We start from the raw sequence: 22,791 nt of genomic DNA, 5'->3' as shown, positions 1-22,791 counted from the left end.
GGTTTCCGACACCGGTTCCGGGCGGCTCTGGTCTGCCCCGGCAGGCCTCAGTCCGCAACACCCGGCCGCGCCCGACCGCGCTGGGCCGCGACGCTTCCCGGCCATCCATCATTCCACCATCCCCTCATCACCGTCGGGCCGCACGGCCCGCACCCATACAGGAGACGGACATGCCGTTCACGTTGTTTCGCACCGCCGTTCTTTCGGCAGCTTCCTGGTCGGGCAAGCGCGCCCCGGCAAGGCTGCTGGTGCTGTTGGCCCTGATGCTGTCGGTCCTGATGCTGTCGGTCCTGTCCGGCTGCGCCTCGCAGGAACCGCTGAAGCCCTACAACCCCATGGGGGTTTCCGGAAAGGTCAACCCCGAGGCGGAGAAGTACTTCGCCATGGCCCACGTGCTGTGGAAGGGCGGCGAAACCTGCACCGAGCCGGAAAAGGCCGTGGCGTACCTGAACAAGGCCATCGAGTTGCAGCCCGACTACTGGCAGGCCTTTGCCCGGCGGGGGCTGGCCCACAGCGACATGGGGCTGTGGGACGAAGCGTTCGACGACCTGACCCGCGCCGTGCGGCAGAACCCCTCGGCCGAGAACTATGCCTGGCGGGGGCTGGTGGCCTTTCGCATGGGCAACCGGCTGGGCGCGCTCAAGGACCTGACCCGGTCCATCGAACTGGATTCCGCGCAGCACCGGGCATGGAACTACCGGGCGGCCGTGGAACTGGCGGAGGACGAGATTTCCGCCGCCTGCGCCGACTTCGCCAAGGGCTGCTCCAATGGCGACTGCACCGGCATGGAATCGGCCAGGCGCGAAGGCATCTGCAAGTAGCGGCGGCCCGCGTTTCCGGCCGCGCCCGGCCCGCCTTTCCCGAAGGCGCGGGTTGACCCGGAGGCGGTGCCGCCCCATCATCAGGGTATGAAACCATGCCGGGTCATGGAGCAGTGTCATGGTCCATGATCCGGGCAGGATGCACGGACCGGCGGCGTCCATTCCGGCGCGGGGCCAACGGGGGCCCGGCCGGAAGCCCCGGCCGTGGTTGCCGCCTCCCCGACGCGAGCCCGCCATGCGAGACACCGCTGCAAGACCGTTGGCCGTATCCGGCACAGGGAACGGGGCATCCCGCCCCAGTGGGGTCGCGCGCCTTGCGTCCGGCGTATTGAAGGGCGCTCCGCGCGCGCTGCTGGGCATGGCGCTGGCCGCCGTGCTGTGGAGCACGCCGGTGCCCGCCGCCCGCGCGGAGGTTTCGGACCAGGACCTGGACGTCTGCCTTGCCTATGCCCAGATCGAACTGGCCAGCCAGTACGGTTCGCCCTCCAGCCTGGTCTTCATCAACGACGGGCGCGCCACCATGGAACGCCATGACGGCATGATGGACGGGCACTACGTGTCCACCATCCTGCGCATGGACGGCGTGCTGACCACTCCGGACGGGGTGGCCCGGCCGGTGCGGATAACCTGCCTGCTGGCCAGCGTGGGCGAGCCCGTGGGACTGCGTCTGGAACCCCGCCGCTGATCCGCGAGGGTGGGGGCCGTATCCGGTGGCTGCCGGTCCCCCGGCAAGGTTGTATCCGGGAGCGCGCAGCCGCGTTCCTTCATGCCCACGGGCCACGGGCGTGCGGCAAGACCCCGTCCGCGCGCGGCGCGGACGGCTGGCCGGACGCCTCCGGCCAGCGGGCGGTTCCGCTATCCGTACCAGTTTTCGATGATGTCCAGCAGGCGGTCTTCACCGACCACGGCCAGGATGGCGGGGTCGGCATGGCAGGCGCAGTCGAGGCAGAAATGGTCGTCGCTGAGGGTACGCAGTTCGCGTTGGTGCTGCTCGGGGGACGCATCGAAACTGCGTCCGCAGAAGGTACAGGTCGCCGAGTCGGGCATGGGTTCCTTCATGGATCGCTCCTTGCGGTTGCGTCCGGCATTCGCCCAGCGGAACACCGGTGACGCATGGCCGACTATACCTTTGGTACGGCCGGCGCCGACAACCCTCCATTATTTTTCCGGGACCGGAACCGCGCGCCGGAGGCGCGGGGGAAAAGGTGCGCATGGTCCGCCGGGTTGCCCGTCCCGGAAATCTTCAGCGTGGGGTTCGGAGGGGGGCGGCAGGGACGTGAACGGTCCCGGATGCGTGGCGGGCCGCCCCGTGCGGAAACGGGACGGCCCGCCGTGTCGTTGCGGCCGGGTGGCGGGGAAGGTTTGCCTACAGGTACCGGAAGCCATCCCCGTCGAAGGCGTCGTCCTCCTCGCCGTCCCCGGCATCCCCGGCGTCCTTGGCATCTTGGGTGTCCGGATCGTCCCGGTCCTCGTGGTCGTCCCGGTGGTACGCCGTGTCGGGGTGGCCCCCGGCACCCGCGCGACCGGGCACGCGGCCGGGATACAGCTCCTCGATGCGGGCGCGCAGTTCCGCCGGAAGCTCCGGCGGCGCATCGCCTGCGAGGGGCGCATCTCCTTCGGCGCCCGCCGCCGCGCCGAACATGCCGAGGTGGCGGGCCAGCATTTCCAGGGCCTTGAGCTTGGAATGCAGCTTCACCTGCACCCCGCCGCGCACCGGGGCTTCGGGCTGTTCGCCCTGTTGCGCGCCGCGCGCGGGCCTTGCGGCACGGGTGGTGGAGCCCTCGCGCACCTCGGCCACGGCGGCGGCCTGCGCCCGCGTCAGTTCCGTGGAATCGCGCAGCCGCACCCCCTCGTCGGACCACTGGCACAGGTCGGTCATCACCGTGAAGCCCACGGCGGCCAGTTCGCGCACCACGAGGTCCTGGGTCACGCCGGTGCGCGCGGCGCGGCTGTCCATGGCCCGCTCCACCGCCTCCAGCACGGCGGGAGTGCGCAGCAGCCGGGCGGCCGTGCGCGCGGCGCGCTCCGGCGTGTATCCCGCCCGTTCCGCCGCCCGTACGGGCGACATGTCCACCAGGTATTCCTCCACGAAGCGGCGCTGGCGCACCCCCAGCCGGGGGGAGCGTCCGTCCCCTTGCCGTGGCGTGCCGTCATCGCGCCCCCGGGAAGCGGCCGCCCCGGAAGCCCGCCCCCTGGCGCTCGTCTCGCCGGTTTCCATGGCCTTCATCGGGCCTCCTTTTCCGTGGGGGAGGCCGGGCGGGCCTCGGCGCGCAGGTGGCGCAGGTCGGTACGCACCTCTTCCAGCGCGCGCTGCACCGCTGCCAGCCGTTCGTCCATGCGGGCCACGCAGACGGCGGTCTCGCGGGCGGCGCGCACGTCGCCGTCCAGGGCGGCGGCGCGGGCCTCCATGGCGTCCATCCGGGCCTGCACCGTGGCCGCCAGCATCACCGCCCCGGCAAAGGCCGTGGCTGCCGCGGCCAGGGCCTGCACGCCCACCCGGCGGTCCAGCCGCCAACCTTCCCCGTGGTTGCCGCCTCCGGTCACGGCGTCGTCCGGGCCGTTCATCGCGTCCCGCTCCCTCCGGGGCGGGACCGGAGTTCGTCCTTGCGGAACGATCCCAGCGACGAGCCCAGGTAGTAGTTGACCACAGCCCCGAAGGCCGTGCCCAGCGAGCCGAGCAGCAGCAGGGACGGTTCGTTCACCGAGGGCTGCTCCAGCACCACCCGCAGCATGCCGAAGAACCCCGCCACCACCACCAGGGCCACCATGCCGGTTATCCAGGCCCCGCCGTGCCCGGCGCGGGCCAGGGCCACCTCGCGCGCGCGGGCGTCGCGGGTGTTGTCCAGTTCGGCGCGCAGTTGTTCGGTCTGCCAGTCCAGCAGGCGTGCCCGTTCCCGCACTTCCAGTTCACGCAGGGTGGCCAGCGCCTGCGGATCGCCCAACGCCGCCGCCACGGCGGCGGGCTCCGGCGAGACGCCCAGCGCCGACCCCAGCAGCGCTCCCGCCGCCCCGGCCACCACGCCCACGGGGCCGCCCAGTGCGGCGCCCAGCAGCGGGGCCACGCGGGCCACCGTGGTGCCGATACCTTTCCAGTCCATGCCATGCTCCTTCCGCGTCTGGACCACCGGGCGGCATGCCCGGCCCGCCATGGCGCGAGAGGACGTGCATACACCCGCCTTCCGGGGCGCGGCGGGCCGCAGCGGGGTGGCAACGGGGGCGCACGGCCGTCCCGAGGGTGCGCGGCCATGATCGTCGCGGCGGATGCGGAGTTGGGGAATGCGGCCCTGAGGAATGCGGAAGACCGGCGCGGGACAGGGCAGGGCACGCGTGGGGGCAGGGGAAGAGATGCACGCGGTTGCGGCCTTTGGATGTGGCGGACATGGGGCTGCCGGACGCGCCAACGAAGACGCCCCCGCAGGGCGGGGGCGTCGGGAAAAGCCGGGAGGAGGGGGAGAGTACGACGGCTATCAGGCCGCGATGAGGGCGTCCGTGATGTCCTGGATGCTCACGGGCCCCTTTTCGTTGCGGGGCAGGCGCGGGGCCTTGTCGGCCTTGCCCGCGTCGGTCTTGCCGGACTTGGCCTTGCCCGCGCGGGCCTTGTCGGCCTGTTCGGGCTTGGCGGAGCGGGCCACCTGCTTGGACTTGACCTTCTTGGCGTTCTTCTTGTCGGCCACGATCTTGCCCTTGCCGTCGGTGACCGCGTGATCTTCGGTCAGGCCGAAGGGGGTCCAGTCGGCCAGGGCGATATCCAGCGATTCGAACGAGCGGCCGGAGGCGTAGATGACCGGCACGCTGCCTTCCGGAGTGGAGGCGAACAGCACGGTGCCGTTGGCGCCGGGTTCCGGCATGGCGGCGGTGCGGGCGCCGGGGATCTGGTCCGGGCGCGAGGCGTCCAGCGCCACGGCGGAGATGCGCCCGCCGTCGGCTGCCCTGGCCGCGGCCAGCAGTTCGGCGGCGGCCTCCGACTGGTCGCTGCCGTTGGTGGCGGACTGGTTGCGCCCACCGCGCAGCACGTACAGGAAGTCGCTGCCGGTTTCGCCCACCATGGCCACCATGGTGCTGCCGCCGCGCGTGGCCAGCAGGCTGACCGGCACGGTGCCGCCGTGGATGCCGATGTAGGCCGGGCGCGAACCGCCGGGCATGTCGATCCAGCCGTCGCCGTCCGCCTGGGCCTGCGCCTCGGCGGAACGCAGGGCCACACGGCGGGCGTCACCCGCGCCATTCACCGCGGCCCGGCCGTGGCCGGACAGGGTGTCGGGCATGTCGCCGCGCTCCGCCTCGGTGACGGTGGGCACGGCAAGCAGGACCAGCGCCAGCAGCGAGGCCAGCAGCCGGAGTGTGGTTACGTTGCGGAAATATATGGAGAGGCAGGGTACACGCCGAACGTTGTCGCCGCGCATGGTGGTGTTTACCATGAGTCCTTCGGATGGTGTTGTATGGCGCATCGCCACGTGTGCAGGCTTTATTGATTCGGACGGCCCCTGTCAAGGGTGCGGAATGGTACGCAGAAATATTTTTTTAAGCGTGGTATTTCAACGTGTTGCAAAGTGTGTGCGGGGCATGTCCGATGCGGGAGAAAGGCCGGTGGCGCGACATGCGGCCAGGGCTTGCGCGATGTATATATATTTAAAATTATTTCAGAGTGTTAATTGTTCGATGGAACTCTAGAGAATCGGCCCCTGGCCAGGGCCGGGTGCCCCGCCGGACAAATGGAAAGGGGCGGGCGGAAGGAGAACGGAAGGGAAGGGCGTGGCTCCGCCGGGCCGGAACACGGCGCGGGGCCTTGGCGTATCCTGCGGATCAGCGCGCCGGGCGGGTCAGCGCGCCGGGGCGCCGTCCTGCTTGCGCGGCCTGGCGTCCTTTTTCTTCTTTTCATCCTTATCGGACTTGGACTTGTTTTTGGCCGAGGTGGCGTTGGCCGCCGGGGCCGCATCGGGCTGCGCCTGCTGCATTTGGGGTTCCGGCTCGGGCGCGGGGGCGGGCAGGGGAGGCCCGGCCTCGCCCAGGGTGGCCAGGAAGAAGCGCACCAGCCGGGCATTGAGGATCCGGTGAATGGCCTGCCGGGTGTCCTCGTCCACCCCGCCGCACAGTTCCGGCAGGTCGCGTTGCAGGTTGGGGGGGCAGGCGGCCATGAGCGCGTAATGGTCGGCGCCGGACAGCACGGTGAATTCCGGCGGGCGGGGCAGGGCGGCGCGCAGGGCGTCGGCGTGCAGGGGGGCGCGGTTCACCTCGTCGTCGTCGGCTTTCAGGATGGCCACGGGAACGGTGACCCGGGCCAGCGATGCACGGGGAAAGAGCATGCCGTAGCCCGGCGCCACCAGGGCCACGGCGCGCACCCTGGGGTCTTCCAGGGCGGGGGGGGCGTCGGCCGCGCCGGTGGTCCTGACGGGAGCGGCCGCGCCGGAGGACTTGGCGGTGCTGGTGGCGTTGGTGGCGTTGGCGGCGGGTTCCACGGTCGCGGCGCCTTGTTGCAGGGAGCGCAGGGCTTCCGGCAGGCGGGACAGCCGTTCGGAAGCCCACTTGGTGCAGTACGGGTCGCCGGGGGTGGAGCGTTCGCAGTAGCCCGCGTAGCGGCTGCCGTCGGGCCGGGCGCCCGCCAGCAGCAGGGCGGTGGCTCCGCCGGTGCCGAAGCCGATGACCCCGATGCGCGTGGGGTCGATCATGGGTGCGGTTTCCGGGGCGCGCAGCAGCCTGCCGATGGTGGTGCTGACGTGGCGGGGCCGGGCCGTGAGCTGTTCGGGCAGGAACAGCGACGAGGTGTCGTTGCTGTTGTCGCCGGGGTGGGTGGGCGCGGCCACCACGAAGCCCGCGCGGGCCAGCGCCTCCGCCGTGTCGTGGTGGGACAGGCGCGAACCGGCCGTGCAGTGCGAGATGACCACCAGCGGGAAGCGGCCGGGCACTTCCTTGCCGCCGCGCGCCACGTCCAGCGTCCAGTCGCCCAGGTGGATCTCGGAGGGGGCGCGGACCGAGGGGTACCACACGGCCACGTCCAGCCGTTCGCCGGTTTCGGGAATCCAGATGCCCATGGTGCGGAAGCCGGGATGGTACGAGGCGGGCTCGTCGGCGCGGGCCTCCCGCAGGACGGGCGGGAGCAGGATCGGAGCGTCCTGCCGTCCGGCGGAGGTCCCACCGGAAAAGGCACCGGACGGCGCGCCCACGGGCAGCAGCAGGGACGCGGCCAGCGACGCGGCAAGCACGTGCCGGAGCGCATGCCGGAACGTGCGCCGGGGTTGGCTCCGGACGACGGCGGCGGGCGCGTGGGTGCGGGCGTGGGGCAGGGTACGGGGCGCGGGGCCGCGCGGCATGGGAGACCTCCGGTATGTCCACGTGCGAGATACCGCATGCGTCCCCACCCGGCAAGGCCCGGTGCGACCGGACGCGCGCCGCGTCAGCGCACCCTGCCCCAGTAGGAGAGGTGCGGCGCGCACTGCAACAGCGGTTCGATGGGCACCTCCACGGCGGGAGGCGGATCGGCCGGGGTCTTGCGCGCGTCCACGGCGTAGGCGCCCGGCACGCAGGATGAACCGCCGGTGGAGGCGTTCTGCCAGCAGCACGATCCGGCCAGCAGCATCAGCCCCCGTGGGGTGAGCCAGAAGGTGACCGGCGTTTCCGCGCCGTTGGATGGCGGCGTCGCACGCGCCCGGCTGGCAGGAGGCTGCTCGTTGGCCGGGGACTGCCCGTCGGCCGTGGCGTCCTCCCGCTGCCGCAGGTGGGCGGCCAGCACGGCATCGGCGCAGTCGTCGTCGCCGAACAGGTCGTCGAGTTCGATGCGCCGCCCCGCCGCAAGGTCATAGCTTACGGCCAGCAGGTCGCAGGCCACGGCGGCGCCGTCCTGCCCCCACAGGCCGGTCTGCACTTCGAAGATCACCGACACGGCGTTGGCGGACGGGCGGGAAATGCGGTGGGTGGCGGTAAGCCAGTCGCGCCGGGCCGGGGCGTAGATGTCCGCCTCCGCCTTTGCCCGAGGGCTGCCGCCGGACGCGGGGGAGGGGGCGTTCCGGGGACCGGCGGTGGACTGCGGGAGCAGGCCGTGCCCGGCCATGCGGCGGAAGGCGTCGGTGAGCTTCCAGACGATGCGCCCGATGTCGGCGTCCACGGCGGGGTGGCGCAGCACCGGGTAGCTGATGGACACGTCGTAGTGTTCGCCCGCCTGCTCGTACCGCGAACCGGCACCCATGGCCGGGGCGGAGAGCGCAGACAGCGCGAGAACGGCGAAAAGCGCGGCCAGGGCCACGTGGCGGATGGGCATTCCAGCCTCGGAAGTGCGCGAATGTCTACGGGAACCGAATACAGCTAACAGGATTCGCGAAGCGCGGCCAAGGTAGGAAAGCCCCCTACCAGGGCGCGGCAACCCGCATGTCGGGTGCTTCCCCGCCGTGTCCTTCCCTGGCGCGACGCCACGCCCGCCCGGTGTTCCGGTGGCGCGTGGCGCCGCGTACGGCCGGAACCGCTCCGGCATGAACCTGTCATGAACTTGTATCGGTATTCTTCCGGTTCTTCTTAACCCGCCGGAAGCATTCCACCGCACACGCTCCGCCCGCCCCCCCTCACGCCGTGGCGCTCCGCACCGGTCCGCCGTAGCCTTTTCCTTCCCTTTGCCTCTCTTTTGCCATCCGCGAAGGCCGCCGCGCGTTTTTCGCGTCATGCGCGCGCATGCTTCGTACACCGCTCCGGCCCCCTTCCAACCCCCTTCCGGCCGCATTTGCCCGAAAACACGGGTGTACCACCTGCTCACGCGGCGCGGCCGTGGCGGCCGGGTGGTCCGGCCCCGCGAGACGCCCGCGCACCCCAGCAAGGAGGCAATGCCATGGGTGGTGGCGGCAAATCGTACAAGGCCCCCGAGCCCCCGGCCCCGCCGGCCCCCCCGGCCGCCGACGAGGTGGCCGAGCAGGAGGCCAAGGCCGTGGAGGACGCGCGCGAGGACGCCCGCCGCGCCGCGCTGCGCGCGCGGGGCAGGCAGGGAACCATCCTGACCGGGGCGCTGGGCGTGCCCGGCACGCCCGAGACGCAGCGCAAGACGCTGCTGGGACTGTGAGGAGGCGGGCATGACCAGCCAACGACTGCGCGACGCCCGCGAGGCGGTGGACTTCCTGGAGCGGCAGCGCTCGCCCTGGGACGAGGCGTGGCGCGACATCGCCGCCTACATCCTGCCCCGGCGCGGGCGCATGCACGGGCGCGACCCGCTGCGCGCCCCGGTTGACGACACGCGCGGCGGCCGCGTCATCGACGCCACGGCCACCCGCGCCGTGCGCATCCTGGCGGCGGGCATGCAGGGCGGGCTCACCTCGCCCGCGCGGCCGTGGTTCCGCCTGCGCCTGGCCGACGGGGCCGACGCGGAATCCGGCCCGGCGCGCCGCTGGCTGGATGCGGTGGAGCAGCGCCTGTACTGGGCGCTGGCCCGCAGCAACTTCTACCAGGCGTCGCACGCGCTCTACACCGAACTGGCCGCCTTCGGCTCCGCCGACCTGTACCAGGAGGTGGACCCGGAACGGCTGACCCGGTTCGCCGCGCTGACCTGCGGCGAGTTCGCCTGGGCCTGCGACGCGGCGGGCCGGGTGGACACCGTGGCGCGCCGCATGCTGATGACCGTGCGCCAACTGGCGGAACGCTACGGCGAGGCGCGGCTGTCCACCGGCACGCGGCGCATGCTGCGCAAGGAACCCAACCGCCACGTGGAGGTGGTGCACCTGGTGCGTCCCCGCGCCGTGCGCAACCCCGGCCGCGACGGCAACCTGCACATGCCCTTCGAATCGCTGGTGTTCGAGGCGGACGGCGCGGCGGGCGACCTGCTGCACGAGGGCGGATTCGAGGAGTTCCCGCACCTTACCGCGCGCTGGGACGTCACCGGCGGCGACGTGTACGGCCGTTCGCCCGGCATGGACGTGCTGCCCGACGTGAAGATGTTGCAGGAAATGGCCCGCAGCCAGCTGCTGGCCATCCACAAGGTGGTCAACCCGCCCATGCGCGTGCCCACCGGCTTCAAGCAACGGCTCAACCTGATTCCCGGCGCGCAGAACTACGTGGCGCCGGGCCAGCCCGAGGCCGTGGCCCCGCTCTACCAGATCAACCCGGACATCGCGGCGGTGACGCGCAAGATCGACGACGTGCGCAAGGCCGTGCGCGAGGGGTTCTTCAACGACCTGTTCCTGATGTTCACGGCCGACGGCCGCTCCAACGTCACGGCGGCGGAGGTGGCCGAACGCGGGCAGGAAAAGCTGCTCATGCTCGGCCCGGTCATCGAGCGGCACCAGACGGAACTGCTCGATCCGCTGCTGACGCGCACCTACGGCATCCTGCGCCGGGCCGGGGCGCTGCCGCCCAACCCGCCGGAACTGGAGGGGTTGGAGATGCGCGTGGAATACGTCTCGGCCCTGGCCCAGGCCCAGCGGATGGGCGCGGCGCAGTCCATCCGCCAGTTCGCGGCGGAGGTCACGGCCCTGTCGGCCACTGCGCCCGGCGTGCTGGACAAGGTGGACTTCGAGCAGGCCGTGGACGAACTGGCCGCCATCGGCGGGGTGCCCGCCAAGGTGGTGCGCTCCGACGCCGAAGTGCTGCGGTTGCGCGCGGAACGCGAGGCCGGACAGGCGGCGCAGGGCGCGGCCGTGGCGCGCGGGGCGGCGGGCGCCGTGGGCGCGCTGGCCAGGGCGCTGGGCACGGATGGAGGGGATGGCACGGGCGGCGGCCAGGCCACGGAGGCCCGCGCATGAGCCGCCGCCATACCTCCCTCCCTTCCCGCGAGACGGACGGGGCGCACCCGTCCGGTCCTCACCTGTCTGGCCCCGCGCCGCAACCCGACGTGGTCCTGGCTGACCTGCTGGCCCGCCTGGACGCGGCAGATGCGGCAGGCGCGGCAGGCGCGGCAGACATGGCCGACGCCGACGACCCCGACGGCCCGTTCCCCGATCTGCTCACCGACCTGCTGGGCTCCGAGGTGGAAGAGGCCCGCCGGGCCCGGCGCGAGGAGCGCACCCGGCTCGCCGCCTACCTCGACGACCTGGCGGCGGTGCTGCGCGCCGAGGGCGGGGCCGGGGTGCGCGTGCTGCGCCACTGGCTGGACGCCGCCTGCGCCAACGACCGCCTGTCCCGACCCGAGCCCGCCATCCACGGGGCCGCGGCCCTCTACGACTACGCCCGCGACCGCACGGCGGAAATCGCCATGGCCGACCCGGCCAGCCTGCTGCGCATCCAGTTGGAAGGGGCGCGGCGCTGGGCCGGGGAACAGCTGAACCCCGGCGGACGGCGGGCCTGATCCCGCCCGCGCCGGACGAACACGACTTCAACAGGCACGCCTTCAACTCCCACGTCTTCAACCCTGCAACGGAGGACACCATGGAACAGACACTGGCCCCGGCGGCATCACCCAGCACGGCGAGCGGAGCATCCGGAGCAGCGGGCGCGCTCGGCCCTTCCGGCCCGGCGACTCCGGCGGTAACGGCGGCCCTCGCCAACTCCGCGGATTCCGGCGCCGCCCTCAGCCTGCCCGATTCGCCCAACTCCCCCGATTCGCCCGGCGGAACGGCCGCCGCGCGCACCGCCGCCGACTACGTCTTCGACCTGCCGGACCACCTCACCGTGGACACGGAGGCGGCGGACCGCTTCCGCGCGCTGTGCGCCGCGCAGGGGCTGACCCCGGAACAGGCCCGCGCCGCCGTGAACTTCTACGTGGCCGAGCACGAGGCGGCGGGCGGCCTTGCCGCCGACGGCTGCGAGGCGGGCCTGCGCACCCTGTGGAAGGGGCGCTACGACGAGCGCATCGACGCCGCCCGCCGCGCCGTGCGCAGCCTGGACACGCGCATGGAGGGGCGGCTGGCCCCCCTGGTGCGCGCCGGGCTCGGCAACCACCCCGCCTTCGCCGAACTGATGGCCCTGGTGGGCGACCGCATGGGCGAGGACTCGCTGGGCGCGGGTTCCGGCCCGGCGGGCGCGCGCGGCGAGGCCATGAGCACCGAGGATTTCCTGCGGACCGTCGTGTTCGCCAAACGTTAACCGCCAGGAGGCATCCGGCATGGGCAAGACGCTGAAGGATCTGAGCAACGAGCAGGCATCCACGCAGCCGCAGCAGGTGGACGGGCTGACCGAGGAGGCCCCCATCCTGGGCATCGTTCCCTTCGAGGAGGCCAGCCACGGCCTGTGGAACATGTACGAGGACGTGGAAGAGGTGCAGGGCGCGGGCTGGGTGGACATGAACGCCCCGCTGCCCTCGGTGGAGGTGACCAGCAACCTGCGCAAGGTGGACCTGTCCATCCTGGGCGGCGAGATCGAGGTGCCCGAGGACACCGCCCGCATGTTCGGCGGCAAGGAGAAGTACTTCTCCAAGAAGATGCCCAAGGTGCTGCGCCGCTCGGGCATGTCGGCCGAACAGCGCATCATCTACGACAACTTCCGCGCCTTCGCCCTGGACCACGGCACGATCACCGACGCCGGGGCCACGGCGGGGGGCTGCTACTCCATGCTGGCCGTGCGCTTCGTGGAAGGCGAGACCTGCGGCCTGTACAGCCCGGAATGCTTCAAGCAGGGCACCGTGCTGGACGTGCAGCCCATCAACGGCGGCGACCTCTACAAGGCCACCAGCGGGCAGTACCAGGGCGTCCTGGTCTTCGGCCTGCGGCTGAAGTCGTACCTGGGCATCCAGATCGCCAACCCCCACAGCGTGGCGGCCATCGTCAACGTGAGCCGCGACCACGTGCCCACCGAGGCCATGATCGACGACATGCTGGCCCAGGTGCGCGCCACCTCCGGCTCCACCTACCTGTTCATGCACGAGCGCGCCCGCAACCTGCTGTACCGCTACAAGGCCGGCGCGTTGCAGATCGTGCCCGGCGGCAAGGACATGGACCGCCAGATCACCCACTGGAACGGCATCGAGATCGTCACTTCCTACAACTTCAAGGACGGCACCGAACAGGTGCTTGCCCTGTAGCGGCGCGGGGCCGCGCCTTTTCACGCAACACCATGACGGACACCGCCCGGCGGTGCCGATGAACAAGGAGAGACGCATGTACGGACACATGCTGCGCATTCACGGCGAACACCTGGCCAAGGGCCAGACCCTGCCCAAGAACGCCCAGGCCGTGGGCAACGGCGGCCCGCAGCGCGCGGGCTCGATGATGGGCGCGGCCGAGGTGGCCGCCGTGGCCGCCACGCCGGTCACCCTGGGCGACGGCAAGAGCCTTACCCTGATGCTGGAGGACAGCGACGACGGCGCCACCTTCGCCGCGCTGCCGGTGTCGTTCCGGCGCAGCGCCCCCGGCGGGTGCACCTGGGCCGAGGGCGAGGTGCTGGGCCGCCTGCCCCTGCCCTCCGACTGCCGCCGCCACGTGCGCGTGGTGATCGGCACCGACGACGCCGGGGCCTCCGGCACCGTGGACGTCGTCTTCGACTACCTGCCGCGCTAGCGCGGCCGCTGACCGCAACCCCCCGCCCGCCCCGTCCGCATGGGGCGGGACCGGGCGGGGGACACGGCACGGAGGTGCCCCATGAACGACGACAGGCATGACATAGGCAAGGCGCGCGGCGGCAGCGAGGAACCCGTGGATTGCGCCCCCGGCGGGGTGGGCGATGCCGCCCCGCCCGCGCCGCCCACGCGGGACGAGGTGCGCCGCTTCCGCCTGGCGGCCCTGCGCGCCCGGCTGGCCCTGCTGGGGGTGGCCTTCGACCCGTCCACCGACGAGGCCACCCTGCGGCGCATGCTGCGCGCGGCCGAAGGGCAGGGCGGCACGGCCGGGACGCCCGGCTCGTCTGGCTCACTTGGCTCACCTGGCTCGTCCGGCTCACTTGGCTCACCGGGCCAGCCCGCACCGGCCGCATCGGCCGAAGCGGCGGAACCGACCAACCCGGCCGGATCGACGGAACCGGCCGTGCCGCCCAGCGCCGCCATGCGCCGGGCCACGGCCCGCCACCTGCGCGAGCGGCAGCGCGTGGCGGCCGAAGATACGGGAGTCGCCGGAGTCACCGGAGTCGCCGGTAGCAGGAACGGCCGCCCGCGCGGCAGGGGGCGGTCATGAGCGCCGTCACCGGCTTCACGGGCAGCGCCGTCCAGACCAGCGAGGTGTCCATCTGCAACAAGGCCCTGCGCTACCTGGGCGCGCCCGAGATCGTGGCCCTGGACCAGCCCTCGCGCGAGGCGGACCTGTGCTCCCGCTACTACGCCGAGGCGCGCGACGAACTGCTGGAACACCACCACTGGAACTTCGCCACCCGCTACACCTCGCTGGCCCCGCTGGCGGCGGTGCCGCCCTTCGGTTTCGCCTGCGCCTACCGGCTGCCGGGCGACTGCCTGCGGGTGCGCCGCCTGCGCGGCGAATCCCCCTTCGAGGTGGTGGAGGCGCGCACCCTGTACACCGACGCGGCCCCGGCCGAGGCGGTGCTGACCGTGCGCGTCACCGACCCGGCGCGCTTCCCGGCGCTGTTCGTGGAAGCGCTGGCCCGCCGCCTGGCCGCGGCGCTGGCCGTGCCGCTGATGAACAGTTCGCGCCTGGAGCAGTCCATGCTCCAGCGCTTCGGGGACGCCCTGGAGGCCGCCCGCGTGGCCGACGCCGCCGAGGGCGCGTCCGACCCCGTGGAGATCAACCCCTGGCTGACGGCGAGGTAGCCCATGGCCCGCACCACCCTGATCCAGAACAGCTTCAACGCGGGCGAACTGTCGCCCCTCATGGCCGCGCGGGGCGACCAGGCCCGCTATGGCAGCGGCTGCCGCGTGCTGCGCAACATGCTGCTGCACCCGCACGGCCCGGCCTTCCGGCGGCCGGGGCTGCGCTTCATGGGGCCGTGCGCCGACGAAACCGCGCCGCCCCGGCTCATCCCCTTCGTGTTCAACGAGGAACAGGCCTACGTGCTGGAATTCGCGCCGGAACGGCTGCGGGTGTGGTGGCGCGGCGGGCTGGTGCTGGCCGAAGGGGGCGCGCCCCTGGAGGTGCAGACCCCCTACGCGGCGGAACACCTGCCCACCCTGCGCTGGTGCCAGTCGGCCGACGTGCTCTACCTGGTCACGCCCCATGCCGCCCCGCGCAAGCTGGAACGCCACGGCCACGCCGACTGGCGGCTGGTGACGGTGGACTTCGGCCCGCGCGTGGCCACGCCCACGGGGCTGCGCTCCACGGGCGCGCCGTCCGGGTCGCGCCAGCACCGCTACGTGGTCACCGCCGTGTCCGTGGACACCGGCGAGGAAAGCCTGCCCACAGCGGAACTGGGCGTCGCCGCCGGGACCCCGGCGGACGGATCGGCCGTAAACCTGGCCTGGAACGCGGTGGAGGGGGCCAGCGAATACCGCGTGTACAAGGCCGGGGGCGGGGCTTCCGTGTACGGGCTGCTGGGCACCGCCTCCACGGGCGAGACCTATGCCGACACCGGCCGCACGCCCGACTTCGCCGAAGGGCCGCCCGAGCACCGCAACCCCTTCGAAGGGGAGGACGACTACCCCTCGTCGGTGCAGTTCTGGCAGCAGCGGCTGTGCTTCGCGGGGTCGCGCAGCCATCCGCAGACCATCTGGGCCAGCCGTACCGGCTGCTACGAGAACATGGACGTCTCGCGCCCGCTCCAGACCGACGACGCCGTCACCGTGACCATCGCCTCGGAAACGGTCAGCGCCGTGCGCTGGATGATGCCCGCCCGCAAGCTGCTGGTGGGCACCGGCGGCGGCGAATGGACCCTGTCCGGGCAGGGCAGCGAGCCGTTCTCGCCCTTGTCCTGCCTGCTGGAATTCCAGTCGGCGCGCGGCTCGGCCGAGCTGCCGCCCCTGGCCGTGGGCGACGGGGTGCTGGCCGTGCAGCGCGGCGGCCGGGCCGTGCGCGACTTTCGCTACAGCCTGGACGTGGACGGCTATTCCGGCGCGGACCAGACCATCCTGGCCGAGCACATGCTGCGCGGCCGCAACATCGTGGACTGGGCCTACCAGCAGTCGCCCCATTCGGTGGTGTGGTGCGCCATGGACGACGGCGCCATGGCCGGGCTCACCCTGATCGCCGAGCATCAGGTGGCGGGCTGGCACCGCCACGAGACCGGCGGCGCGGTGGAAGCGCTGTGCGTGGTGCCCGGACCGCCGTCCGACCCCGCCGGGGGCGACGAACTGTGGCTGGTGGTGCGCCGCGACGTGGACGGCGCGCAGCGGAGGTACATCGAACGGCTGGATCCGGCCTTCGAGGCGGACACCCCGGCGGCGGCGTTCTTCGTGGATTGCGGCCTGTCGTACCAGGGGACGCCCGTGGCCGCGCTGGGCGGGCTGGAACACCTGGAGGGGCGCGAGGTGTCCATCCTGGCCGACGGCTGGGTGCACCCGCCGCGCACCGTGACCGGCGGGCGCATCGAACTGGACCGCCCGGCCTCGGTGATCCACGCCGGGCTGCCGTATGCCAGCGACCTCGCGCCGGTGACGCAGGAATTCGTGGCGGGCGACGGCCCCACCCAGGGCCGGGTGCGCCGGGTGGGCCGGGCGCGGGTGCGCCTGTACCGTTCGGCCGGGTTCAAGGCCGGGCCGGACGCGGACCACCTGCGCGAAGTGCTGTTCCGCACCGCGCAGGACCCGCCGGGGCAGGCGCTGCCGCTCTTCGACGGCGACCGCGAGGTGACCCTGGACGCCCGCCTGGGCACCCAGGGCGGCCTGCACGTCCGGCAGGACGACCCCCTGCCGCTGACGGTGCTGGCGGTGATCAGCGAGGTGGAGGTGGGCGAGGCATGAGCGCGCGTCCGACCTTCACCACGGGGGCATCGCCATGCCCGCCGCCCGTGCGCACGGGGTTCGCCCGGCGCGGCGGGGACGGGCACACCCGGCTGCGGGTGGTCCCGGCGCGCCGCGAACACCTGCATGAAGTGCTGCCCCGCCTGCGCCCGCGCGACCGGGCGGAACTGGATGCCCTGGGGCCGCGCGGGGCCGTGGCCGAGGCGGCGCGGGCCTTCGCCCTGTCGTCCCTGCGCTGGGCGGTGCTGCGCGGCGGGCGCTGCGTGGCCCTGTTCGGCGCGCGGCCATTCCCCGGCATGCCGGGCACGGCGGCGCCGTGGCTGTTCGGCACCCCGGCGCTGGATGCGGAAGGCCGGGCGCTGGCCCGGCTGGGGCCGCTGTTCGCCGCGCGCATGCGCGCCGTCTGGCCCCGGCTGCTGAACATGGTCCACGCCCCGGCCCTGGCGCAACGCCCGGCCACGGCGCGCTGGCTGGCGCGGTGCGGATTCTCCGTGGCCGCGCACCCCATGCCCCTGGGGCACGGCGGCGCGCCGTTCCACCCTTTCACGTCCGGCGATTTTCCTGCGACCAGCTTCGCGCCGGAACAACCGACCATCACAGGAGGATGACCATGTGCGGACTCGTTCAGGCCCTGGCGGCGGCGGCCATTCTGCAGGGCGGCTACACCCTGATGGACATGAACCAGGATTCCCGCGCGGCCAAGGCCCAGCAGGAATACCAGGCGGCCACCCAGCGCAACACGGCGTTGCAGGCCCGCTACCAGATCGAGGAGACGCAGCGCGACGCCGAGCGCACCGAACGGGCGTTGCAGCGTCAGGCGCGTTCGCAGCAGGCCAGCGTGCGCTCGCTGCTGGCGGCGTCGGGCATGGACGCGGGCTCGGGCAGCGCCCTGGACGTGTTGCAGGACCAGTCCACCGCCGCCGAGGCGGACGTGCTGGACGTGCGGCGGCAGTCGGAGCGGCGGCAGCGCGCCCTGGAATACCAGGCCGCCGGGGCGGACAGCCGCGCCTCGCTGCTGCTGGACATGGCCAACGACCCGTGGACGCAGGTGCGCCAGGGGTGGCGCAGCGGCATGATCATCGGCAACACCTTGCAGGGCGCGCGCGGCGTTCTGCTGGCATGACCGGCAGGCCACCCAGGGCATGTGACCGGCGCGGCGCGGAAACGCGGGCGACGCCCAAGCGAAGGAGACGGCAATGACCATCGTATCGACGAACACCGTCGAGCATTACGCCGGCGACGGCGTGCAGACGGAATGGCCGGTGACCTTTCCGTTCCTGCGGCCCGAGGACGTGCGGGCCGTGGTGAGTGGCACCGGCGGCGACAGGGTGCTGGCCTACGGCACGGACTACACGGCCGCCGCGCTGCCCGGCGGCGGGGGCAGCGTGACTACCATACCGGGCACGCCGGGCTCGCCCGGCATGGTGGGCGCGGGCGAACAGCTGACGCTGTGGCTGGACCAGCCCTTCACGCAGGAGATGGACCTGCGCAACACAGGCGTGCTGGACGCGGAAATGCTGGAGCGCGGCTTCGACCGGCTGACCCTGATGGCCCAGCAACTGCGCGAGGAGGTGGGCCGCTGCGTCAAGGTGCCGCTGACCGACCAGACCACCCGCACCGATGCCCTGCTGGCGGGCATCACCGTCAACGTGGGCCGTGCCGAGGTGGCGGCCCTGAACGCCGGGAGCCGGGCGGCGGACGCCGACGCCGGGGCCGGACGGGCCGAGGCGGCCCGTGACGGGGCGGAAACGGCCCGCGCCCAGGCCGAGGCCGCCTGTGGCGAGGTGGCGCAAGCCATCGCGTCGGCGCGGGAGGACGTGCTGGCGTCGGCGGCGTTCGTGCCCATCGGGGCCATTCTGGACTTTCCGGTGCACACCGTGCCCGCGGGCTTCCTGACCTGCGCCGGGCAGACCGTGACGCGCGAGGCGTACCCGGACCTGGTGGCCTACCTGATCGGCGACCCGCTGGCCCTTTCCGCGACCCTGCCCGACCTGCGCGGCGAGTTCCGGCGCGGCGCGGACCTTGGGCGCGGCGTGGATACCGGGCGCGTGGTGGGGAGTGCGCAGGGGGATGCATTTCAGGGGCACTGGCATGCGGGATGGGTGGGTCTGCTGAATGTGTCCGCAGGCGCAAGTGAAGTGGTTAGGTCCAATGGTGTACAGGCAAGCGCAAATGCCGTGCGAGGACCACAGAGTGACGGCGCCAACGGGTCTCCCCGCATCGCGTCAGAGACCCGCCCCCGCAACGTGGCCGTGGTGACCTGCATCAAGGCGTACCACGCGCCCATGGCCGCCGCGCCGGTGGACCTATCCGGCGTGCTGGCCCGCCTGGACGCCATCGAAGCGTCCGGGGCCGAGGCCAAGCAGCCCCAGACCATCCTGCGCTGCCGCATGGGCGCGCCGCTGGCCGCGCCGTTCCACGACCTGGCCCTGCCGGACTTCCTGTCGTTCTCCGGGCTCGCCGTGACCCTGCTGGCCGACCCGGCCAATCCCTTCGGCGTGTGCTTCGGCAACGGGGGCACCAGCGTGACGGCGCAGGTGGAGCAGAATCTTGCCGTCACCCTGCCGGGTGCGGCGGCGACGTACTGGCTGTACGTGGAGCGTGACCCGGACATGGGAGGCGTGACGCTGGGGGCGACGCCCGTGGCGCCGGAATATGGTCCGGCCCGGCGCGGGGTGTCGTTCATCGGCAACTATACCGGGTACACCGGCTGTCTCGGCACCGTTGCCGCCAGCAGCGAGTACGCGGGGGGCGGCTCCCCGGCGTGGAAGGCGCTGGACGGTTCCGGCGGTGCTGCCGGGGCTGCCGCGTGGTACACGGCCAGCGGCGTGACTTCCGGGTGGTGGCGGCTGACGCTGGACAGGAAACGACGCATTCGAGGCTACGAGATGGTCGGACAGGACGACGGATTGCCCATGCCCCGCGCATGGAACATCAAGGTGACCAGCGACGGCGAGACCACCACCGTGGACGGCGTGACCGGGACCACGTGGGGCGCATACGAGCGCAAACGCCGCCTGCTCGCCGCGCCCGTGGCCTGCGACGCGCTGGAAGTGGAATGTCTGAGCTCCGGGCGGGAATACGTGGGTATGGTGGAGTTCGTGCCCATCTTCGACGACGACTGGTACAGCCCTGCGGAAAACGTCATGCGCGACGCGGGAGGGGCCGGGGTACAGCGTGTCTACGTGGGCAAGGCCGTGGTGGGCGGCGGGGCGGTGACCACGGTGGTGCCGTTCCATCCGGGCGTGGAGGGCGTGATACCCATCAACAATGGCGGGTATTTGGCCTCTGCGGCACAGTACACGCACCACAATCCGCTCGGGGTTCCGCTGGCGGATTTTCCGGCGGTGGAGATCCACGACGCCACCGCCGGGAGGTGGGTCACCACGGGCACCACGCGGACCAGTTCCGACGATGTGGGGTGTTACGGGCAGGCGCACGCGGGCGATGTCATCTCTTTCAGGACATTCTCCGGCAACCGTTTCTGGTGGAGTGTCGCCGGCAGCCCCATGGCCTACACGACGACATACTCACGCATGCGATGCAGGAGGGCCTTCTGATGCGACACTATGGCATCGTCGGAACGTCGGAACTGTACGCCGTGGCGGCAGGGTTGGAATACGCCCTGCCCGCCGGGGCGGTGGCGGTGGATGCGGAGCGCCCCGCACCGGGCGCGGTATTGCAGCCGGACGGCACGTGGCGGGTGATGGCCGTGCCGGAGGAGGTGGAGCCGGAACCGCTGGACCTGAACGGGATCACCTATGCCCAGGCCGATGCCATCATGCGGGCCGACAGCGTGGAGGATTTGCGGCTGGCCGTGCTGGACGTGCTGGGGTTGTAAGGCACCGGGCGCACGGGAAAGAAACCGGGCAGGGAACGCGGCGCGGTGGAAAATGGCATGGCGGCGTCGGGCCGCCGTGCCGCCGCAACGGAAAGGCCCCCGGCATATGCCGGGGGCCTTTGTGCGTCATGATCGGCCTGGCCGTCACTTCATGGCGTCCATCAGCCGCCGCAGGGCGGCTGCCTGGGCCGAAAGCTCGGCGATGGCGGTTTCCGCCTCGGACATGCGCATGGCCGTGGCGCCGGAGATTTCGTTGACCTCGGCGATGATGCGGTTCAACTCGTCGCCGGTGGCGGCCTGTTCCTCGGCGGCGGTGGCGATGGAGTTCACCTGGTCCGAGGCCTGCTGCACCGCCTGCACGATTTCCCGCAGCATGCCGCCCGCCTCGTTGGCCAGGGTCTGGCTGTCGGTCACGCCGCGCACGGCCACGTCCGTGGCCTCGGCGCTGCGCCGGGCCGAAAGCTGGATGGCCCCGATGGCGGTTTCCACCTCGCGGGTGGCGTTCATGGTCTTTTCGGCCAGTTTGCGCACCTCGTCCGCGACGACGGCGAAGCCGCGCCCGGCGTCACCGGCGCGGGCCGCCTCGATGGCCGCGTTCAGGGCCAGCAGGTTGGTCTGGTCGGCGATGTCGCTGATGACCCCCAGCACGTTGCCGATGTCGCTGGCCTGGGTGCCCAGCTTTTCCATTTCGCTGCGCAGTTCGCGCGAATGGCTGCCCAACCCCTCGATGGCCGAAACCACCTTTTCCACGATGTCCGCGCCCGACCGGGCGCGCTCGGCCATTTCCGAGGTGGTTCTGTTGGTGTCCGAGGCGTTGCGGGCCACCTCGCGCACGGTGGCGGCCATTTCGTCCATGGCCGTGGCCGATTCGGTGCTGCGCTGCAACTGCCTGTCGGCGCCGCGCGCGGCCTCGCCCACCCGGTCGGAAAGCTGGTCCGCCGCCTCGGCCACGGTGGTGGCGATGGCGTCGGCGTCGCGGGCCACCCCGGCGATGCGCTCGCTGCGTTCCCGCGCCTCCAGTTCGCCGCGCTTCACGTCGGTGATGTCCTGCCGGATTTCCATGTACCCCACCAGCGTGCCGTCGGGCTTGCGCACCGTAGCCGCGCGGGAATGGAAGTGGCGCGTCTCGCCGCCAAGCTGGCGGGTGAAGTCCAGTTGCGTCTCGGCCTCGTTGGTGCGGGCCAGACGGTCGATGGGAGGCTCGGCGCCGTAGATTTCGGCCCCCTGGTAGTTGCCCAGCGGCTTGCCGATCAGGTCGTCCTCGGCGTGGCCCAGCAGGGAGCAGGCGGCGCTGTTCAGGGCGCGGATGTTGCGGCGCGGCCCGGTGACGATGATCGGGTCGGGCACGCGGTTGATGATGGCCCGGTTGTAGGCCACCCGCTCGCGGATGGCGTCCACCATATGGGTGATGGTTTCGTGCAGTTGGGCCATTTCCGCCGTGAAGCGGAACGACGTCCTGTGCTCGAAATCCCCGTCGGCGATGCGCCTGCCGAAGTCGGTCAGGGCCGCCAGCGGGGCCTGGATGGTGCGGTACAGGCCCACGGCCAGCAGGCCGCCCATCAGCACGGCCACGGCAAAGGCCACGGCCGCGCCGGTGCGCAGCATGGTCCCGGTGTCGTTGGTTTCTTCCGCGTGCTCGCGGGTGGCGTCCAGGGTGGCCTTGGTCAGTTCGTCGATGGCCTGTTCCAGCTTGTGGGCCTGTTCGCGCCCGGCGTCGAAGCGGATGTTGGCCTGTTCGGCGGAGAGCCCGGCGGCCGGGGCCTCGCGGGTCAGGCCGGAGAAGGCGGAAAGATACGGCCCGCTCAGCGAGCGGATGGCGGCCACCTGGCGCAGCAGGTCGGCCAGTTCCGGCATGGCGTGCAGCTTGCGTTCGGCGGCGTCGGTGTGGGCGGCAAGGTCCGCGGCGGCCTTTTCGTGGCGAGGCAGGTAGCCGCGCAGCCGTTCGGCGTTGGCGATGTTGAGCAGGGCGTCCTTTTCGTAGCGGCGCATCTGGTTCACGTCGTGCCGCATGGCGTACACGGTCTCCTCCAGTTCCACGTGCTTGGAGACCAGTTCGTCCACCAGCGTGTTGATGTTGCCGAGGGCCAGCACCATGGCCACGCCCATGACCAGGTTGAGCAGGGTGAGCGCGCCAAGGCCGTAGATGAGTTTTTGGCGTATGGTCATCGAGTGTGCCCCCCGAAAGGCTGCATGTTGACGAGTGGTCGGCGGCGGTGCGCCGCGTGGTCATACGGGACTTGTTCGGTCGACTAGGACATAACTTTATGTGAATCGCAAGGCGTTCGTACGGGAAAATGAAAAAGCCCGGCGGAAGCCGCCGGGCTCAGGTTGTTGACAAAGTCCGTTTTTGGACGCCTCCGGCGGCCAAGGGGCTACCGCCCCTTGGAACCCCATATTTTGTGCTTTCGTAATGTGCAGGAAACACAAATGAAAGTTTTGGGGGGAGGGGGTCCGGG

The 22,791-nt window shown here is 71.9% G+C and carries 23 protein-coding genes; 15 read left to right on the top strand and 8 right to left on the bottom strand.

The features are described 5' to 3' along the window. Positions 1-170 precede the first annotated feature (170 nt). Positions 171-821 (top strand): tetratricopeptide repeat protein, encoded by a 651-nt coding sequence (locus V6B97_RS12025; protein WP_333506757.1) that lies wholly within the window; start codon positions 171-173, stop codon positions 819-821. Positions 822-1,149: 328 nt separating this feature from the next. Next, on the top strand, positions 1,150-1,506 hold the full coding sequence (locus V6B97_RS12020) for a hypothetical protein (protein ID WP_333506756.1): 357 nt from the start codon (positions 1,150-1,152) through the stop codon (positions 1,504-1,506). A 170-nt stretch (positions 1,507-1,676) separates the two neighbouring features. Here the strand turns inward: V6B97_RS12020 and V6B97_RS12015 are convergent, their stop codons facing one another. The 7 genes from V6B97_RS12015 to V6B97_RS11985 form a co-directional block, all read right to left on the bottom strand. Further along, positions 1,677-1,880 (bottom strand): hypothetical protein, encoded by a 204-nt coding sequence (locus V6B97_RS12015; protein WP_333506755.1) that lies wholly within the window; start codon positions 1,878-1,880, stop codon positions 1,677-1,679. A gap of 307 nt (positions 1,881-2,187) precedes the next feature. Further along, positions 2,188-3,048 (bottom strand): terminase small subunit, encoded by an 861-nt coding sequence (locus V6B97_RS12010; protein ID WP_333506754.1) that lies wholly within the window; start codon positions 3,046-3,048, stop codon positions 2,188-2,190. Beyond that, on the bottom strand, positions 3,045-3,386 hold the full coding sequence (locus V6B97_RS12005; RefSeq protein ID WP_333506753.1) for a hypothetical protein: 342 nt from the start codon (positions 3,384-3,386) through the stop codon (positions 3,045-3,047). The genes V6B97_RS12010 and V6B97_RS12005 overlap by 4 nt, the downstream gene beginning before the upstream one ends. After that, positions 3,383-3,919 (bottom strand): hypothetical protein, encoded by a 537-nt coding sequence (locus tag V6B97_RS12000; RefSeq protein ID WP_333506752.1) that lies wholly within the window; start codon positions 3,917-3,919, stop codon positions 3,383-3,385. Before V6B97_RS12000 ends, V6B97_RS12005 begins: the two co-directional genes overlap by 4 nt. 369 nt (positions 3,920-4,288) lie before the next feature. Beyond that, positions 4,289-5,236, bottom strand: a complete 948-nt coding sequence (locus V6B97_RS11995; RefSeq protein WP_333506751.1) for a hypothetical protein — start codon at positions 5,234-5,236, stop codon at positions 4,289-4,291. Between the two features lie 402 nt (positions 5,237-5,638). Continuing rightward, complete coding sequence (locus V6B97_RS11990) at positions 5,639-7,126, bottom strand: alpha/beta hydrolase family protein (RefSeq protein ID WP_333506750.1); 1,488 nt, start codon at positions 7,124-7,126, stop codon at positions 5,639-5,641. Between the two features lie 83 nt (positions 7,127-7,209). Beyond that, entirely contained in the window at positions 7,210-8,070 is an 861-nt protein-coding gene (locus tag V6B97_RS11985; protein WP_333506749.1) for a hypothetical protein, read from the bottom strand. 558 nt (positions 8,071-8,628) lie between these two features. Between V6B97_RS11985 and V6B97_RS11980 the strand changes: the two genes are divergently transcribed. From V6B97_RS11980 to V6B97_RS11920, 13 genes are all read left to right on the top strand, one after another. Continuing rightward, the gene (locus tag V6B97_RS11980) at positions 8,629-8,856 is read left to right on the top strand and encodes a hypothetical protein (RefSeq protein WP_333506748.1); all 228 of its coding nucleotides are present in this window, start codon (positions 8,629-8,631) and stop codon (positions 8,854-8,856) included. A gap of 10 nt (positions 8,857-8,866) precedes the next feature. After that, positions 8,867-10,528, top strand: coding sequence for a portal protein (locus V6B97_RS11975; protein WP_333506747.1), 1,662 nt, complete (start codon positions 8,867-8,869; stop codon positions 10,526-10,528). Beyond that, the gene (locus tag V6B97_RS11970; protein WP_333506746.1) at positions 10,525-11,070 is read left to right on the top strand and encodes a hypothetical protein; all 546 of its coding nucleotides are present in this window, start codon (positions 10,525-10,527) and stop codon (positions 11,068-11,070) included. The genes V6B97_RS11975 and V6B97_RS11970 overlap by 4 nt, the downstream gene beginning before the upstream one ends. An 80-nt stretch (positions 11,071-11,150) precedes the next feature. Next, the gene (locus tag V6B97_RS11965; protein WP_333506745.1) at positions 11,151-11,807 is read left to right on the top strand and encodes a hypothetical protein; all 657 of its coding nucleotides are present in this window, start codon (positions 11,151-11,153) and stop codon (positions 11,805-11,807) included. A 19-nt stretch (positions 11,808-11,826) separates the two neighbouring features. Further along, positions 11,827-12,741 carry a major capsid protein gene (locus V6B97_RS11960; protein WP_333506744.1) on the top strand — a complete coding sequence of 305 codons (915 nt, stop codon included), beginning with the start codon at positions 11,827-11,829 and terminating at the stop codon, positions 12,739-12,741. Between the two features lie 76 nt (positions 12,742-12,817). Beyond that, positions 12,818-13,216, top strand: coding sequence for a hypothetical protein (locus V6B97_RS11955; RefSeq protein ID WP_333506743.1), 399 nt, complete (start codon positions 12,818-12,820; stop codon positions 13,214-13,216). A gap of 81 nt (positions 13,217-13,297) precedes the next feature. Next, positions 13,298-13,825, top strand: a complete 528-nt coding sequence (locus V6B97_RS11950; RefSeq protein ID WP_333506742.1) for a hypothetical protein — start codon at positions 13,298-13,300, stop codon at positions 13,823-13,825. Beyond that, the gene (locus tag V6B97_RS11945) at positions 13,822-14,412 is read left to right on the top strand and encodes a hypothetical protein (RefSeq protein WP_333506741.1); all 591 of its coding nucleotides are present in this window, start codon (positions 13,822-13,824) and stop codon (positions 14,410-14,412) included. Before V6B97_RS11950 ends, V6B97_RS11945 begins: the two co-directional genes overlap by 4 nt. Positions 14,413-14,415: 3 nt before the next feature. Further along, positions 14,416-16,494: a hypothetical protein gene (locus V6B97_RS11940; protein ID WP_333506740.1), complete on the top strand. Its 2,079-nt coding sequence runs from the start codon at positions 14,416-14,418 to the stop codon at positions 16,492-16,494. Next, entirely contained in the window at positions 16,491-17,102 is a 612-nt protein-coding gene (locus V6B97_RS11935; RefSeq protein WP_333506738.1) for a hypothetical protein, read from the top strand. Before V6B97_RS11940 ends, V6B97_RS11935 begins: the two co-directional genes overlap by 4 nt. Before the next feature lie 2 nt (positions 17,103-17,104). Then, positions 17,105-17,617, top strand: coding sequence for a virion core protein, T7 gp14 family (locus tag V6B97_RS11930; RefSeq protein ID WP_333506737.1), 513 nt, complete (start codon positions 17,105-17,107; stop codon positions 17,615-17,617). Positions 17,618-17,690: 73 nt separating this feature from the next. Then, positions 17,691-20,054, top strand: a complete 2,364-nt coding sequence (locus V6B97_RS11925; protein WP_333506736.1) for a tail fiber protein — start codon at positions 17,691-17,693, stop codon at positions 20,052-20,054. Further along, the gene (locus V6B97_RS11920) at positions 20,054-20,335 is read left to right on the top strand and encodes a hypothetical protein (protein WP_333506735.1); all 282 of its coding nucleotides are present in this window, start codon (positions 20,054-20,056) and stop codon (positions 20,333-20,335) included. The genes V6B97_RS11925 and V6B97_RS11920 overlap by 1 nt, the downstream gene beginning before the upstream one ends. A gap of 144 nt (positions 20,336-20,479) precedes the next feature. Here the strand turns inward: V6B97_RS11920 and V6B97_RS11915 are convergent, their stop codons facing one another. Continuing rightward, positions 20,480-22,501, bottom strand: coding sequence for a methyl-accepting chemotaxis protein (locus tag V6B97_RS11915; RefSeq protein WP_333506734.1), 2,022 nt, complete (start codon positions 22,499-22,501; stop codon positions 20,480-20,482). Positions 22,502-22,791 lie beyond the last annotated feature (290 nt).

Source organism: Nitratidesulfovibrio sp. 1201_IL3209 (assembly GCF_036763125.1).
In the GTDB taxonomy this organism is placed as follows: Bacteria; Desulfobacterota; Desulfovibrionia; order Desulfovibrionales; family Desulfovibrionaceae; genus Cupidesulfovibrio.
This window is presented reverse-complemented; position numbering and strand designations above follow the sequence as displayed.

Bases quoted from the DNA above. Each gene is read 5' to 3' on its own strand.
- V6B97_RS12025 (WP_333506757.1), top strand. From the start codon at position 171: ATGCCGTTCACGTTGTTTCGCACCGCCGTTCTTTCGGCAGCTTCCTGG.
- V6B97_RS12015 (WP_333506755.1), bottom strand. From the start codon at position 1,880: ATGAAGGAACCCATGCCCGACTCGGCGACCTGTACCTTCTGCGGACGC.
- V6B97_RS12010 (WP_333506754.1), bottom strand. From the start codon at position 3,048: ATGAAGGCCATGGAAACCGGCGAGACGAGCGCCAGGGGGCGGGCTTCC.
- V6B97_RS12005 (WP_333506753.1), bottom strand. From the start codon at position 3,386: ATGAACGGCCCGGACGACGCCGTGACCGGAGGCGGCAACCACGGGGAA.
- V6B97_RS12000 (WP_333506752.1), bottom strand. From the start codon at position 3,919: ATGGACTGGAAAGGTATCGGCACCACGGTGGCCCGCGTGGCCCCGCTG.
- V6B97_RS11995 (WP_333506751.1), bottom strand. From the start codon at position 5,236: ATGGTAAACACCACCATGCGCGGCGACAACGTTCGGCGTGTACCCTGC.
- V6B97_RS11990 (WP_333506750.1), bottom strand. From the start codon at position 7,126: ATGCCGCGCGGCCCCGCGCCCCGTACCCTGCCCCACGCCCGCACCCAC.
- V6B97_RS11985 (WP_333506749.1), bottom strand. From the start codon at position 8,070: ATGCCCATCCGCCACGTGGCCCTGGCCGCGCTTTTCGCCGTTCTCGCG.
- V6B97_RS11980 (WP_333506748.1), top strand. From the start codon at position 8,629: ATGGGTGGTGGCGGCAAATCGTACAAGGCCCCCGAGCCCCCGGCCCCG.
- V6B97_RS11975 (WP_333506747.1), top strand. From the start codon at position 8,867: ATGACCAGCCAACGACTGCGCGACGCCCGCGAGGCGGTGGACTTCCTG.
- V6B97_RS11970 (WP_333506746.1), top strand. From the start codon at position 10,525: ATGAGCCGCCGCCATACCTCCCTCCCTTCCCGCGAGACGGACGGGGCG.
- V6B97_RS11965 (WP_333506745.1), top strand. From the start codon at position 11,151: ATGGAACAGACACTGGCCCCGGCGGCATCACCCAGCACGGCGAGCGGA.
- V6B97_RS11960 (WP_333506744.1), top strand. From the start codon at position 11,827: ATGGGCAAGACGCTGAAGGATCTGAGCAACGAGCAGGCATCCACGCAG.
- V6B97_RS11955 (WP_333506743.1), top strand. From the start codon at position 12,818: ATGTACGGACACATGCTGCGCATTCACGGCGAACACCTGGCCAAGGGC.
- V6B97_RS11950 (WP_333506742.1), top strand. From the start codon at position 13,298: ATGAACGACGACAGGCATGACATAGGCAAGGCGCGCGGCGGCAGCGAG.
- V6B97_RS11945 (WP_333506741.1), top strand. From the start codon at position 13,822: ATGAGCGCCGTCACCGGCTTCACGGGCAGCGCCGTCCAGACCAGCGAG.
- V6B97_RS11940 (WP_333506740.1), top strand. From the start codon at position 14,416: ATGGCCCGCACCACCCTGATCCAGAACAGCTTCAACGCGGGCGAACTG.
- V6B97_RS11935 (WP_333506738.1), top strand. From the start codon at position 16,491: ATGAGCGCGCGTCCGACCTTCACCACGGGGGCATCGCCATGCCCGCCG.
- V6B97_RS11930 (WP_333506737.1), top strand. From the start codon at position 17,105: ATGTGCGGACTCGTTCAGGCCCTGGCGGCGGCGGCCATTCTGCAGGGC.
- V6B97_RS11925 (WP_333506736.1), top strand. From the start codon at position 17,691: ATGACCATCGTATCGACGAACACCGTCGAGCATTACGCCGGCGACGGC.
- V6B97_RS11920 (WP_333506735.1), top strand. From the start codon at position 20,054: ATGCGACACTATGGCATCGTCGGAACGTCGGAACTGTACGCCGTGGCG.
- V6B97_RS11915 (WP_333506734.1), bottom strand. From the start codon at position 22,501: ATGACCATACGCCAAAAACTCATCTACGGCCTTGGCGCGCTCACCCTG.